The 13,695-nt window shown below is 59.9% G+C and carries 16 protein-coding genes and 1 tRNA gene; all 17 read right to left on the reverse strand.

Annotated features, from left to right (window positions below; all coding sequences use genetic code 11):
- Nucleotides 1-7: 7 nt before the first annotated feature.
- The gene (gene nuoK / locus LSO07_RS21300; protein WP_010399724.1) at nt 8-316 is read right to left on the reverse strand and encodes an NADH-quinone oxidoreductase subunit NuoK; all 309 of its coding nucleotides are present in this window, start codon (nt 314-316) and stop codon (nt 8-10) included.
- The gene (locus LSO07_RS21305; RefSeq protein WP_034779507.1) at nt 313-945 is read right to left on the reverse strand and encodes an NADH-quinone oxidoreductase subunit J; all 633 of its coding nucleotides are present in this window, start codon (nt 943-945) and stop codon (nt 313-315) included. Before LSO07_RS21305 ends, nuoK begins: the two co-directional genes overlap by 4 nt.
- Nucleotides 946-1,011: 66 nt before the next feature.
- A complete protein-coding gene (gene nuoI / locus LSO07_RS21310; protein ID WP_010399726.1) occupies nt 1,012-1,500 on the reverse strand; it encodes an NADH-quinone oxidoreductase subunit NuoI in 489 nt (162 codons plus the stop codon).
- A 14-nt stretch (nt 1,501-1,514) separates the two neighbouring features.
- On the reverse strand, nt 1,515-2,597 hold the full coding sequence (gene nuoH / locus LSO07_RS21315) for an NADH-quinone oxidoreductase subunit NuoH (RefSeq protein WP_070255609.1): 1,083 nt from the start codon (nt 2,595-2,597) through the stop codon (nt 1,515-1,517).
- The gene (gene nuoG / locus LSO07_RS21320; protein ID WP_034779512.1) at nt 2,597-4,930 is read right to left on the reverse strand and encodes an NADH-quinone oxidoreductase subunit NuoG; all 2,334 of its coding nucleotides are present in this window, start codon (nt 4,928-4,930) and stop codon (nt 2,597-2,599) included. The genes nuoH and nuoG overlap by 1 nt, the downstream gene beginning before the upstream one ends.
- A 22-nt stretch (nt 4,931-4,952) precedes the next feature.
- The gene (nuoF, locus tag LSO07_RS21325; protein WP_010399729.1) at nt 4,953-6,248 is read right to left on the reverse strand and encodes an NADH-quinone oxidoreductase subunit NuoF; all 1,296 of its coding nucleotides are present in this window, start codon (nt 6,246-6,248) and stop codon (nt 4,953-4,955) included.
- Nucleotides 6,245-6,724 (reverse strand): NADH-quinone oxidoreductase subunit NuoE, encoded by a 480-nt coding sequence (nuoE, locus tag LSO07_RS21330; protein ID WP_034779513.1) that lies wholly within the window; start codon nt 6,722-6,724, stop codon nt 6,245-6,247. Before nuoE ends, nuoF begins: the two co-directional genes overlap by 4 nt.
- A 12-nt stretch (nt 6,725-6,736) precedes the next feature.
- On the reverse strand, nt 6,737-7,990 hold the full coding sequence (locus LSO07_RS21335; protein ID WP_034749992.1) for an NADH-quinone oxidoreductase subunit D: 1,254 nt from the start codon (nt 7,988-7,990) through the stop codon (nt 6,737-6,739).
- The gene (locus tag LSO07_RS21340; protein ID WP_034779526.1) at nt 7,990-8,583 is read right to left on the reverse strand and encodes an NADH-quinone oxidoreductase subunit C; all 594 of its coding nucleotides are present in this window, start codon (nt 8,581-8,583) and stop codon (nt 7,990-7,992) included. Before LSO07_RS21340 ends, LSO07_RS21335 begins: the two co-directional genes overlap by 1 nt.
- 17 nt (nt 8,584-8,600) lie before the next feature.
- Nucleotides 8,601-9,077: a NuoB/complex I 20 kDa subunit family protein gene (locus LSO07_RS21345; protein ID WP_010399733.1), complete on the reverse strand. Its 477-nt coding sequence runs from the start codon at nt 9,075-9,077 to the stop codon at nt 8,601-8,603.
- A gap of 3 nt (nt 9,078-9,080) precedes the next feature.
- Nucleotides 9,081-9,440, reverse strand: a complete 360-nt coding sequence (locus tag LSO07_RS21350) for an NADH-quinone oxidoreductase subunit A (protein WP_010399734.1) — start codon at nt 9,438-9,440, stop codon at nt 9,081-9,083.
- 177 nt (nt 9,441-9,617) lie between these two features.
- Nucleotides 9,618-9,702 (reverse strand) — tRNA-Leu (locus LSO07_RS21355).
- A 191-nt stretch (nt 9,703-9,893) separates the two neighbouring features.
- The gene (gene secG / locus LSO07_RS21360) at nt 9,894-10,304 is read right to left on the reverse strand and encodes a preprotein translocase subunit SecG (protein ID WP_151096510.1); all 411 of its coding nucleotides are present in this window, start codon (nt 10,302-10,304) and stop codon (nt 9,894-9,896) included.
- 28 nt (nt 10,305-10,332) lie between these two features.
- Nucleotides 10,333-11,082 carry a triose-phosphate isomerase gene (gene tpiA, locus LSO07_RS21365; RefSeq protein ID WP_151096511.1) on the reverse strand — a complete coding sequence of 250 codons (750 nt, stop codon included), beginning with the start codon at nt 11,080-11,082 and terminating at the stop codon, nt 10,333-10,335.
- A gap of 72 nt (nt 11,083-11,154) precedes the next feature.
- Nucleotides 11,155-12,135: an NAD(P)H-quinone oxidoreductase gene (locus tag LSO07_RS21370; RefSeq protein WP_151096512.1), complete on the reverse strand. Its 981-nt coding sequence runs from the start codon at nt 12,133-12,135 to the stop codon at nt 11,155-11,157.
- A 71-nt stretch (nt 12,136-12,206) separates the two neighbouring features.
- Complete coding sequence (locus LSO07_RS21375; RefSeq protein WP_070255624.1) at nt 12,207-12,815, reverse strand: tetratricopeptide repeat protein; 609 nt, start codon at nt 12,813-12,815, stop codon at nt 12,207-12,209.
- A gap of 63 nt (nt 12,816-12,878) precedes the next feature.
- Nucleotides 12,879-13,640 (reverse strand): GIN domain-containing protein, encoded by a 762-nt coding sequence (locus LSO07_RS21380; protein WP_034779536.1) that lies wholly within the window; start codon nt 13,638-13,640, stop codon nt 12,879-12,881.
- Nucleotides 13,641-13,695: the final 55 nt, after the last annotated feature.

A 13,695-nucleotide genomic window follows, 5' to 3' on the forward strand; every position in this document is an offset into this window, starting at 1 on the left:
AAAAACATCAGCCTTTGAGGCTGTCCAGGTCTTCGACGTTGATGGTATCCAGATTACGGAACATCACCACCAGAATAGCCAGACCGATAGCCGACTCAGCGGCGGCAACCGTCAGGATGAAGAAAACGAAGATCTGACCGGCCGCGTCGCCCATGAAATGGGAGAACGCGATGAAATTCATATTCACCGCCAGCAACATCAATTCGATTGCCATCAGCAATACGATGATGTTCTTGCGGTTCAGGAAAATACCGACGATCGAGATTGCGAACAGGATCGCGCCCAGGACCAGAAAATGTGTGAGCGATAATGTCATGGTGCCTCCTTAACTTCCGGCTCAGCCGCAGGACGCTCGACGACCGCGTCCATCTTGATGATCTTCAGGCGGTCGTTGCGCTTGACGCGCACGGCATCGCCCGGAGCAAAGTGCTTGGTGTCCTTGCGTTTGCGCAGGGTCAGTGCGACCGCGGCAACGATGGCCACCAGCAGCACGACGGCAGCGATCTCGAAGGCGAACACATATTTCGTGTAGATCAGCAGGCCCAGTTCCTTGGTGCCGCCCAGGTTGACGTTGACCGGAGCGATGCTAGGCGCAAAGTTGCGGAAACCGTGCCACAGGACAGCGGCCATTTCCAGCACGATGATCACGCCCACCGTCACGGACAATGGCAGATAGCCCCAGAAACCTTCGCGCATGCGGTCGATATTGATATCGAGCATCATGACCACGAAGAGGAACAGCACCATCACGGCGCCGACATACACCAATACCAGCACGATGGCCAGGAATTCAGCTTGCAGCAGCATCCAGATGCCCGCTGCGGAAAAGAAGGACAGTACCAGGAACAGTACTGCGTGGACCGGATTACGGGCCGTGATGACGCGCGTCGCTGCCAGAATCAAGATCAGCGCGAAGGCGTAAAACAAAATTGTTTTAAAGTCCATAAAAAACCCAATAGACGTACAGATGAACGAGGGGCGCGCCGCAGCTGGTCAGCTGCGGCGCATCCATCAGCGATAAGGTGCGTCGGCGGCGCGCGCAGCGGCGATGTCATTTTCATAACGATCGCCCACGGCCAGCAACATCTCTTTCGTGTAATACAAATCCCCGCGTTTCTCGCCGTGGTATTCCAGGATTTGCGTCTCGACGATCGAATCGACCGGGCAGGACTCTTCGCAGAAACCGCAGAAGATGCACTTGGTCAAGTCAATATCGTAACGCGTGGTGCGGCGCGAACCGTCGTCACGCTGTTCCGATTCGATCGTGATGGCCATCGCCGGGCAAACCGCTTCGCACAGTTTGCAGGCGATGCAACGTTCCTCGCCGTTCGGGTAGCGGCGCAGCGCGTGCAAGCCACGGAAACGCGGCGAGATCGGTGTCTTCTCTTCCGGGAATTGCACCGTGATCTTGCGCGAAAACATGTACTTGCCTGTCAACGCCATGCCCTTGATCAGCTCGCCTAACAAGAGGCTGCTGAAGAAATCTTTTACCTTATCCATTCGTATGCACTCTCTTACTTCCAAATATTCCAGGATGTCTGCATCCAGGCAGCGACGAAGACCAGGTAGACCAGCGTCAACGGGATAAACACTTTCCAGCCGAGGCGCATGATCTGGTCATAACGGTAGCGTGGGAAAGTACCGCGCACCCAGATGAACACCGACACGATGAAGAAGGTCTTGGCGAACAGCCAGAAGAAGCCGCCGAAACCACCCCAGAACTCAAGGAAAGCAAATGGTGCGGACCAGCCACCGAGGAACATGATCGAAGCCAGCGCGCCGATCAGGATCATGTTGGCGTATTCGGCCAGCATGAACATGGCGTAGGCCATGCCCGAATATTCAACCATGTGGCCGGCGACGATTTCCGACTCGCCTTCGACGACGTCGAACGGGTGACGGTTGGCTTCAGCCAGGCCCGACACCAGGTAGATGACGAACATCGGCAGCAGCGGCAGCCAGTTCCACGACAGGAAGTTCACGCCCTTGTCGGCGAAGAAGCCGATTTGCTGGCCGCTGACGATGTCGATGAAGTTCAGGCTGCCCGACACCATCAGCACGATGACCATCACGAAGCCCATCGGGATTTCATACGAAATCATCTGTGCCGAAGCGCGCATGGCGCCCATGAACGAGTACTTCGAGTTCGAGGCCCAGCCGGCGATGATGATGCCGTAGACTTCCATCGAGGTGATCGCCAGCAGCATCAGCAAGCCTGCGTTGACGTTGGCCAGCACGGCTTGCGGGCCGAACGGCACGACCGACCAGGCGGCCAGGGCCGGCATGATGGTCATGATCGGGCCGATCACGAACAGGCCCTTGGCGGCCTTGGACGGGATGATGATCTCTTTGAACAAGAGTTTCAGTGCATCGGCGATCGGCTGCAGCAAGCCCAGCGGACCCACGCGGTTCGGGCCGACGCGGATCTGGATCCAGCCGATCAGCTTGCGTTCCCACAAGGTCAGGTAGGCAACCAGGCCCATCAGCGGCAGCAGCACGCACAGGATCTTGATCAGGGTCCAGAAGAACGGCCACGAGCCGCCCAGCAAATCCTGGCCGCTGCTGTTGATGACGTTTACAAATTCAGGCAGAGCCATCAGATTTTCCCCTCTGCTGTTTCAACTGTGATGTCACCGAACATGCCGCCCAGGCTAGCCGTCGAGGCATGCGCCGCCGACACTTTCACCACATTGGCTGGCAGGCCGGCATGGAGTGCCGCCACCAGGATGGCGCTGCCGGAGCCTTGCGCCACTTTGACCTTGTCGCCCGCCTTGATGCCCAGCTTGTCAGCCAGCGCCAGGGACAGGTGCGCTTGCGGTGCGGCGCCATCGACCGTGCGCAGCAGCGGTTCGGAGCGGCGCACGAGCGCGTCGGCGAAGTAGATCGGCACGTCGGCGATGCGTTGCAGCGCAGGCGAAGCCGGTGCGTAGCTTGCCGCTTCCGGCGCGTTCTTGGCGATGTTGTTCAGCTGTGCCGACAGATCGGTCACGCCGGCGCCAAACGCTTCGTCGCGGATTGCTTCGGAAGTGTCGTAGTCGAAACCGGCCAGGCCCAGGATGTTGCCCAGGACGCGCAGCACTTTCCAGGCTGGACGGGTTTCCGCCAGGGGTTTCACGGTGCCGTTGAAGCTTTGCGCGCGGCCTTCGCAGTTGACGAAGGTGCCCGAGGTTTCAGCGAACGGAGCGATCGGCAGCAAGACATCGGCGTAATCCATGCCGTGCTTGAAGGCCGACATCGCCACGACCATGTCGGCGCCATCCAGGGCGGCGCGGGCCGCTTGTGGATTGGCAGCGTCGAGTTCCGGCTCGGCGTGCAGCAGCACGTAGGCTTTTTTCGGCGCGGCAAAGGCAGCTTGCACATTGGCGCGCGGCTTGGCGACCAGGTGCGCGCCAACCGTGTTGGCCGCTTCCGTCAGGTAGCCGAGCTTGGCGCCCGTCTGTTCGGCGATCCATTGCGCGGCAGCATGCAATTGCGACGCTTGCGGGTGTTGCGTTGCCGCGTTACCCAGCAGTACGGCGCCGTGGTCGCCAGCCATCAGGCTGGCGGCAATCGCAACGGCCACGTCCGAAGCGGCGATCGCTTCAAAACCGGCTGGCGCGGCGATTTCTTTGGCTTTGGCAACGGCGACGACCACTTCCGACAAGGCCGCCAGCCAATCGCTAGGCGCGACGATCATCTTGTTGGCGATGGTGATCAGCTGGTCATCGTCGGAGGCGTGCAGGATCGACAGCTTGGCGCCGCCCTTGACGGACGCGCGCAAACGCGTGGCCAGCAATGGGTGGTCCTTGCGCAGGAACGAGCCGATGACGAAGGCGCGCTTGATCTGGCCAAATTCGTTGATCGGCATACCCAGCCATGGCTTGACGCCGGCGTCCAGCGCGAAGTCGGTCTGGCGCAGGCGGAAGTCGACGTTCTCGGAACCGAGACCGTTGACCACTTTTTGCAGCAGTACCAGCTCTTCGACGGTCGAATGCGGCGTTGCCAGCGCGGCGATGGCGTCAGCGCCATGCTCGTGCTTGATGTTTTTCAGGCCGTGCGCCACGTATTCCAGCGCCGTTTGCCAATCGACTTCTTTCCACTCGTTGCCTTGTTTCAGCATCGGGGACGTCAGGCGTTCGGCGCTGTCCAGCGCTTCGTACGAGAAACGGTCCTTGTCCGAGATCCAGCACTCGTTGACGGCTTCGTTTTCCAGCGGCAATACGCGCTTGACCTTGCCAGCTTTCACTTGCACGATCAGGTTCGCGCCCAGGCCGTCATGCGGGCTGACCGATTTGCGGCGCGACAGTTCCCACGTACGGGCGCTGTAGCGGAACGGCTTCGAGGTCAGTGCGCCGACCGGGCACAGGTCGATCATGTTGCCCGACAGTTCGGAGTCGACCGTCTGGCCGACGAAGGACACGATTTCCGAGTGTTCGCCGCGGCCGATCATGCCCAGCTCCATCACGCCAGCCACTTCCTGGCCAAAGCGTACGCAGCGGGTGCACTGGATGCAGCGCGACATTTCTTGCATGGACACCAGCGGACCGGCTTCCTTCGGCTGCACGACGCGCTTGTCTTCCTTGTAGCGCGATTCGCTCTTGCCGTAACCCACTGCCAAGTCTTGCAACTGGCATTCGCCGCCCTGATCGCAGATAGGGCAATCGAGCGGGTGGTTAATCAGCAAGAATTCCATGACCGACTTTTGCGCCTGCACAGCTTTATCGCTGGCAGAGCGCACGATCATGCCGGCACTGACCGGGGTCGCACAAGCGGGCAAAGGCTTGGGCGCCTTTTCCACTTCGACCAGGCACATGCGGCAGTTCGCTGCGATCGACAATTTCTTGTGATAGCAGAAGTGCGGAATGTAGGTTCCCAATTTGTTGGCGGCGTCCATCACCATGCTACCAGCAGGGACTTCGACTTTTTTGCCGTCTATTTCGATTTCAACCATGGTGATCGTTACCTGACGCAGCTTAGATATATGCGGGCACTAAGCAATGCTTGTGCTCGATATGATATTCAAATTCTTCACGGAAATTCTTAATGAAGGCCCGTACCGGCATGGCAGCCGCATCGCCCAGCGCGCAAATGGTGCGGCCCTGGATGTTGTCGGCGATCGAGTTGAGCATGTCCAGGTCGTCTGGACGACCCTGCCCCTGCTCGATGCGGTGCACCATGCGGTACATCCAGCCTGTGCCTTCACGGCAAGGCGTACACTGGCCGCACGATTCTTCAAAGTAGAAGTAGGACAGGCGTTCCAGCGCCTTTACCATGCAGCGTGTTTCGTCCATCACGATGACGGCGCCCGAACCCAACATCGAACCGGCTTTCGCGATCGAGTCGTAGTCCAGGTCGGTCTGCATCATGATGTCGCCGCGGATCACCGGAGCGGACGAACCGCCAGGGATCACGGCCTTGATCTTTTTACCACCGCGCATGCCGCCTGCCAGTTCCAGCAGGGTCGCAAACGGGGTGCCGAGCGGCACTTCGTAGTTGCCCGGTTTTTCCACGTCGCCCGAGATCGAGAAGATCTTCGAACCGCCGTTGTTCGGCTTGCCCATCGCCAGGTATTTCTCTGGACCGATGTTCAGCACGAAAGGCACGGCCGCGAACGTTTCCGTGTTGTTGATCGTCGTCGGCTTGCCGTACAGGCCAAACGAGGCAGGGAAAGGCGGCTTGAAGCGCGGCTGGCCTTTCTTGCCTTCCAGCGATTCGAGCAGGGCCGTTTCTTCGCCGCAGATGTAGGCGCCATAACCATGGTGCGCATGCAACTGGAACGAGAACTCGCTGCCCATGATCTTGTCGCCCAGGAAACCGGCGGCGCGCGCCTCTTCCAGCGCTTCTTCGAAACGCAGGTATTCCTGGAAGATCTCGCCGTGGATGTAGTTGTAACCCACGGTGATGCCCATCGCGTAAGCGCCAATGGCCATGCCTTCGATCAGCGCATGGGGATTGTAACGAATGATGTCGCGGTCCTTGAAAGTGCCCGGTTCGCCTTCATCTGTATTGCAGACGAGGTATTTTTGACCCGGGAACTGGCGCGGCATGAAGCTCCACTTCAAGCCGGTAGGGAAACCCGCGCCGCCACGGCCGCGCAAGGACGAAGCCTTGAGGTCGGCGATGATCTGTTCCGGCGTGATTTTCTCTTCCAGGATACGCCGCAGGGCACTGTAGCCGCCGCGGTTCACATAATCTTGCAAATGCCAGTTCTTGCCATCCAGATCCTTCAGGATCAATGGATCGATATGGCGGTTGTGGAGTGACGTCATTTCTTGAGTTCCTCCAGCATGGCGTCGATCTTCTCGTTCGACATCCAGCTGCACATGGTTTTATTGCTGACCAGCAAGACAGGCGCATCGCCGCACGCACCCATGCACTCGCCTTCAACCAGGGTGAACTGGCCGTCAGGGGTGGTTTCGCGGAAATCGATACCCAGCTTCTGCTTCAGGTAGTCTGCAGCGCGCACGCCGCCCGACAGGGCGCATGGCAGGTTGGTGCACACGGTGATCTTGTGCTTGCCCACGGGTTTCACGTTGTACATATTGTAGAACGTGGCCACTTCCTGCACGGCAATCGCCGGCATGCCGATGTAATCGGCCAGTTCCTTCATGGTTTCCGGTGCCAGCCAGCCCAGTTCATCCTGGGCATGGGCCAGCGCGGCCATGACGGCGGATTGACGCTGGTCGGCCGGGTACTTGGCCAACTCACGGTCAATTTTCTTATAACATTGCTCTGATAACAACATACTTTTTGCCTCTTAGCGGTCAATACTGCCGAACACGATATCTTGCGTCCCGATGATGGTCACGGCGTCGGCAAGCATGTGCCCACGCGCCATCTCGTCGAGCGACTGCAAGTGGGCGTAGTCTGGCGCGCGCAGTTTCATGCGGTACGGCTTGTTGGCGCCATCGGACACCAGGTACACGCCGAACTCGCCCTTCGGATGCTCCACGGCGCTGTAGGCCTCGCCTGGCGGCACGTGGAAACCTTCCGTAAACAGCTTGAAGTGGTGAATCAGCGATTCCATGTTGGTCTTCATGTCGACGCGGCCCGGAGGCGCCACCTTGCGGTTGCTGGTCATGACAGGACCTTCATTGTTGCGCAGCCACTCCACGCATTGCTTGATGATGCGGTTCGACTGGCGCAGCTCTTCCACGCGGACCAGGTAGCGGTCGTAGCAATCGCCGTTGGTGCCGATAGGAATGTCGAAATCCATCAAGTCGTACACTTCGTACGGCTGTTTCTTGCGCAAGTCCCACTGCACGCCCGAGCCGCGCAGCATGGCGCCCGTAAAGCCCATGGCCAGCGCATCTTCCGGCGAGACCACGCCGATGCCGACGGTACGCTGTTTCCAGATACGGTTGTCGGTCAGCAGGGTTTCGTACTCGTCCACGGAGTTCGGGAAACGGCGCGCGAAGTCTTCGATGAAGTCCAGCAGCGAACCCTGGCGGTTTTCATTCAGCTTGCCGATGGCCTTGGCGTTGCGGATGATCGACGCCTTGTGCTGCGGCATCGCGTCCGGCAGGTCGCGGTACACGCCGCCCGGACGGTAGTAGGCTGCGTGCATGCGCGCGCCCGACACTGCCTCGTAGGCGTCGAACAAGTCTTCGCGGTCGCGGAAGCAATACAGGAACGGGCCCATGGCGCCAACGTCCAGCGCGTGGGTGCCGAGCCACATCAGGTGATTCAGGATGCGCGTCATCTCGTCGAACATGACGCGGATGTATTGCGCGCGCAGCGGTACTTCCAGGCCCAGCATCTTTTCGATGGCCATCACGTACGCATGTTCATTGCACATCATCGACACATAGTCGAGACGGTCCATGTACGGCACGGATTGCAGGTAGGTCTTCTGTTCTGCCAGCTTTTCGGTGGCGCGGTGCAGCAGGCCGATATGCGGGTCGGCGCGCTGGATGACTTCGCCATCCATCTCCAGCACCAGGCGCAGCACACCGTGCGCGGCCGGATGCTGCGGCCCAAAGTTCAGGGTGTAGTTCTTAATCTCAGCCATTATTTCATCCCGTAATGTTCTTCGCGGATCACGCGCGGCACGTTTTCCCGCGGCTCGATCGTCACGGGCTGGTAAATCACGCGCTTTTGTTCCGGATCGTAGCGCATCTCGACATAGCCGGAGACGGGGAAATCCTTGCGGAACGGATGGCCGATGAAACCGTAGTCGGTCAGCAGGCGGCGCAAGTCGTTGTGGCCTTCGAAGAGAATGCCCAGCAGGTCGAATGCTTCGCGCTCGTACCAGTTGACGGCACGCCAGATGCCCACCACGGAAGGCAGCAGCGGCATGTCGTCGTCCGGTGCGAACACGCGCACGCGCACGCGCCAGTTGTGCTTGACCGACAGCAAGTGCGACACGGCCGCGAAACGCAGACCATCCCAGCTACCGTCGCCATAGGTCGAGTAGTCGACACCGCACAGGTCGAGCAGCTGCTCGAAATGCAGGGTCGGATCGTCGCGCAAGGTCTGCATCACGGCCAGGTAGTCCTCGGCCTTGACGACCAGGGTGACTTCGCCCAGCGCAACCGTCGTGCTAACGCGATCGCCCAGGGCAGTGCCGAGGGCGTTTTGCAATACTTCTAAATGTGTTGTCATAATCTGAAGCGGCCCCGTTAGCGTGCGATCGTGCTGGTACGCTTGATCTTGTTCTGCAACTGCATGATGCCGTACAGCAAGGCTTCAGCGGTCGGAGGACAGCCAGGCACATACACGTCGACGGGCACGATGCGGTCGCAACCGCGCACCACGGAATAGGAGTAATGGTAGTACCCGCCGCCATTGGCGCAGGAACCCATCGAGATGACCCAGCGTGGCTCTGCCATCTGGTCGTAGACCTTGCGCAGGGCCGGCGCCATCTTGTTGCACAGGGTGCCGGCAACGATCATGACGTCGGACTGACGCGGCGACGGACGAAACACGACGCCGAAACGGTCCATATCGTAGCGGGCTGCGCCCACATGCATCATTTCGACCGCACAGCAGGCCAGACCGAACGTCATCGGGAACATAGACCCGGTGCGCGCCCAGTTGATCAGCTTGTCGGCCGAGGTGGTGATGAAACCTTCGCTTAATACGCCTTCAATAGCCATGGCTTATTCCCAGTCAAGGGCACCTTTCTTCCAAATGTACCAAAATCCGACCACGAATTCAGCGATGAACACCATCATCGTGACGAAACCGGCCCAGCCCAGGTCGCGCATTGCAACGCCCCATGGGAAAAAGAATGCCGTTTCCAGATCGAACAAAATAAACAGGATTGCGACCAGATAGTAGCGCACATCAAATTTCATGCGCGCGTCTTCGAATGCTTCAAAGCCACATTCGTACGGGGAGAGTTTTGCTGCGTCAGGCTTGTTAGGACCTAACAGGCGCCCCAGGAGCTGGGGAGCGATACCGACACCAAGGCCGATAATAATAAACAGCAGGACGGGGAAGTAATTTTCGAGGTTCACGATTGATGAGCTTATATTGAACGATCGGTTAAATGAGGACGCTGCGATCATTTGCAGCGTATCTAACGCACGACCCCAATCAAAGCTAAGACCAGGATCGAACGACACATCCTCGTAAAAAAAGCCAGCAACTTTGTACGAGCCATGGCTCGTGCGCCGTTGCTGGCTTCTGATTTCTGGTGCCGACGACGAGACTCGAACTCGTACAGCTTTCGCCACTACCCCCTCAAGATAGCGTGTCTACCAATTTCACCACGTCGGCGGTAAGGCCCGTATTCTACTCTGCTTTGCCGCTAAAGTTAATGCACAAATGCATCAAAACACAGATAAAAACGATAAATTTTTACATCTTCCAGCGCGCCACGATTTTTTCCTGCCGCACTGCTAAAACATTGAGCAATAATCTGCCCGTAATGAGAATTACTCTCGATGAGGCATCGAGTGAATACAGAATTACTTCGGAATCGCGCCGGCTGGAGTGCTGGCAACCGGTGCCGCCGCCGCTGGAGCGCTGACCGCTGGTGCCGCAGGGGCTGCTGGCACCGTCGTCGGGATCGCGCCCGCGCCGGTGACCGGCACTGGCTTGACGACTTTATCCATCACGCCGCCGCCGACCGTGGTGGCGCGCTGATTGGCCATCAGCGACAGGGCCAGGGTGGCGCCGAAGAAGATCGCGGCGGCAACACCCGTCGATTTCGACATGAAGTTCGACGAACCCGTCGCACCGAACAGGCTGCCCGAGGCGCCCGAACCGAAGGCGGCGCCCATGTCGGCGCCCTTGCCGTGCTGCAGCAACACCAGCGCGATAATCGACAATGCCGAAATAACCTGTACTACCACTACCAGATTGAACATCATGTTCATTGCAATTCCATTCTTAGTTTAAATTAATTCAATCAGCGGCGTGAATAATTGCCAGGAAATCCGCCGCCTTCAATGCTGCTCCACCGATCAGACCGCCATCGATATCCGGCATCGCCATCAATTCTTTTGCGTTCTCCGGCTTCATGCTGCCGCCGTACAGGATTTGCACGCCGGCGGCCGCTACCGCATTCTTTGCCACCAACTGGGCGCGCAATACCTGATGCACGTCCTGCGCCATTTGCGGCGTGGCGGTCTTGCCCGTGCCGATGGCCCAGACTGGCTCATAGGCCAGCACCAGTTTCGCCACGTCGTCGGCGGAAATCGCCGCCAGCACGGCGCCCAGCTGCTGCGCCACGACGGCATTGGTCTGGCCCGCTTCGCGCTGCGCCAGCGTTTCGCCGATGCAGACGATAGGCGTGATGCCTGCCGCCAGCGCGGCAACCGTCTTGGCCGCCACTTGCGCATCGCTCTCGCCATGGTAGGCGCGGCGCTCGGAATGCCCGATCACCACATAGCTGCAGCCAAAATCCTGCAGCATGGCGGTCGAGATTTCCCCCGTGTAGGCGCCGCCGGCATGCGCGGACACATCCTGCGCGCCCCAGCCAAGAGCCGTGCCTGCCAATTGCGCCTGGCACTGCGCCAGATACGGCGCAGGCACACAGACGGCGCTGGCGGCGCCAGAGGCAGCCAGGCCAGCAACTATTTCAGACAATAACACCGCGTTCGAGGTGCGACTGCCGTTCATTTTCCAATTTCCGACGACGAGTTTGCGACGCATAGTAGCCTAAATTCTAATAACCCGTCATTCTAACTCCGGCACCGATGCCGGTCAAACAGGCAGTGCCCCGTTTCAGGCAACTTGCAACATGATCTTGCCCACGTGCGTGCTCGCTTCCATCAAGGCATGCGCCTCGTTGGCCTTTTCCAATGGGAAAGTTTGATAGATCACGGGCTTGATCTTGCCTGCCTCGATCAGCGGCCAGACGGTCGCGCGCAGGTGGTTGGCGATGGCCGCCTTGAAGGCGACGGAACGGGGACGCAGGGTGGAACCCGTCACCGTCAGGCGGCGGCGCAGCAAGCTACCCAGGTCCAGTTCCGCCTTGGTGCCGCCCTGCACGGCGATCAGGCCGATGCGGCCATCGTCGGCCAGGCAATCGATTTCGCGCGGCAGGTAGTCGCCGCCCACCATGTCGAGGATGACGTCGACGCCTTTGCCACCGGTCAATTCCTTGACGACGGTAACGAAATCTTCCGTGCGGTAATTGATGCCCCGCTCGGCGCCCAGCGCCTCGCAGGCGCGCGCCTTCTCGTCGCTGCCCGCCGTGGCAAACACGCGGTGACCGAGCGCGGCCGCCAGCTGGATGGCCGTCACGCCGATGCCGGACGTGCCGCCCTGCACCAATAACGTTTCGCCATCAGCCAGCGCGCAGCGGTCGAAGACATTGCTCCAGACGGTAAAGAAATTCTCGGGCAGGGACGCGCCTTCTAGCGCCGTCAAGCCTTGCGGCAAAGGCAGGCACTGGCCGGCGGGCGCGGCGCAGTATTCGGCATAGCCGCCGCCCTGCACCAGTGCGCAGACCAGGTCGCCCTTCTTGAATGCGGTGTTGCTGAAATCGCCATCGACGACCTCGCCCGCCACTTCCAGGCCCGGCAAGTCCGACGCGCCGGCTGGCGGCGCGTATTTGCCCAGGCGCTGCAGCACGTCGGGACGGTTGATGCCGGCCGCGTGCACCTTGATCAGCAGTTCGCCCGCCTTATATTGCGGCATGGGACGTTCGGCGATCTGCAAAACGTCGGCGGGACCTGGCTGGCTGATGGCAACTGCACGCATGGCGGGACTCTCTCAAAGGAAAACGGCGATTGTACGCCAAGCCGCCAGCCCTTGCAGGGCACCGCTCCCCCTTAGGCGCCGCCCGTCTTCGACTGCCGCGGCAATGGCGTACCCGGCTTCCATTTCGCCGACAGGGCTTGCCCTTCCTCGACTTGCTCATGCGTCATCTTGCGCACCACGGCGGCGCGCTGGTCGGCCGCATTCGCGTTGCCATTCGCGGCCGCCAGGTTCCACAGCATGTAGGCGATGACATTATCCTGCTGCACGCCGCCCATGTGGTAGCGGTACATCAGGCCCAGCACCTGCTGCGCCTCGGCATGGTTCTGCTCGGCCGCCTTGCGGAACCAGCCGACGGCCTGCTTATGGTCTTGCAGCACGGCGTTGCCCGTGTAATACATGGCGCCCACCACATACTGGGCGTCGGCCTTGCCCTGCTCGGCCGCCTTGCGGTGCCAGAACATGGCTTGCTTGTAATCCTGCGGCAAGCCCCGTCCCATGTAATACATCAAGCCCAGCAAGTGCTGGGCATCGGCGCTACCGGTTTTAGCCAGTGGCAATATTTCCTTGTAGGCGAGCGCGTAATTCTTGTTGTTGTAGGCGCTGGCGCCTTCGGCGAAGCCAGCCCGCGCGGGTAGCTGTATCGTCAACAGCATGAGTAATGTAATGATCAGTTTTTTCATCGGAATGGGATGTGGTCTGACTACTTATTCTTGTCCTGCCAAAAGGCCTGCGGCAGGATGCTTTTACTTCCAGCTAACTTTGCCCAGGCCTTCGACGCTGACATCGCGGTTGACCGGCTTGCCGTACACCACCACCGAACCGAGCCCGCTCAAGTTCAGCTTGGCATTCGTATGGGCATTCACCGTGGCGTTGCCGAGGCCGCTCAATTCCAGGTTGACGGCGTCCGCTTCAAACTGCTGCGCATTCAGGCTGCCCAGGCCACCCAGGCTGGCTTTCAGGAGCCGCCCGCGTCCGCCCAGTACCACCGAGCCGGCGCCCTGCAAGTCCAGCTCGGCCCGCTCATTGTTACCTATCCATATCTGCATGCTGCCCACGCCGCCCAGGCTGGCATTGAGCTTGCGGTAATCGCCCACCAGCTTGATGCTGCCCGCCCCTTCCAGCGACAGGGTCAGTTCCTCGCCCTTGAAACCCGTGATGTCCGTGCTGCCAAAACCTTCCGAGCTCAGTTCGCGCAAATTCGGCAAGACCAGGTCGGCGCGGATCGAGGAAGGGCCGATCTTGAAGCCGCGCACTTCCGTTTCGATGTGCAGGGTATCGCCGCTTTGCGCCGTGCTGACATCGGCGATATAGCGCTTGTCGGCCGTGATGCTCAGGGAAGGCACATTGCCCTGGCGAATGCGCACTTCCATCACGCCATCGAGCTTGACGCGCACCACGCGGGCGTCGACGTTGCGCATTTCCAGCAAGCGGGTCTCGGCGGCCGCGCCGCGCACCAGGCCCAGAGTCGCCAGGAACAGCAGCGCCAGTTGCAGTGTCTTTTTCATGTAATGCATCCTCGGTATCTTGTTTTTATGTGCCGCGGCGCCCTCGTGGAGCTCC

This window comes from Janthinobacterium sp. PLB04 (assembly GCF_021165895.1).
In the GTDB taxonomy this organism is placed as follows: Bacteria; Pseudomonadota; Gammaproteobacteria; order Burkholderiales; family Burkholderiaceae_D; genus Janthinobacterium; species Janthinobacterium lividum.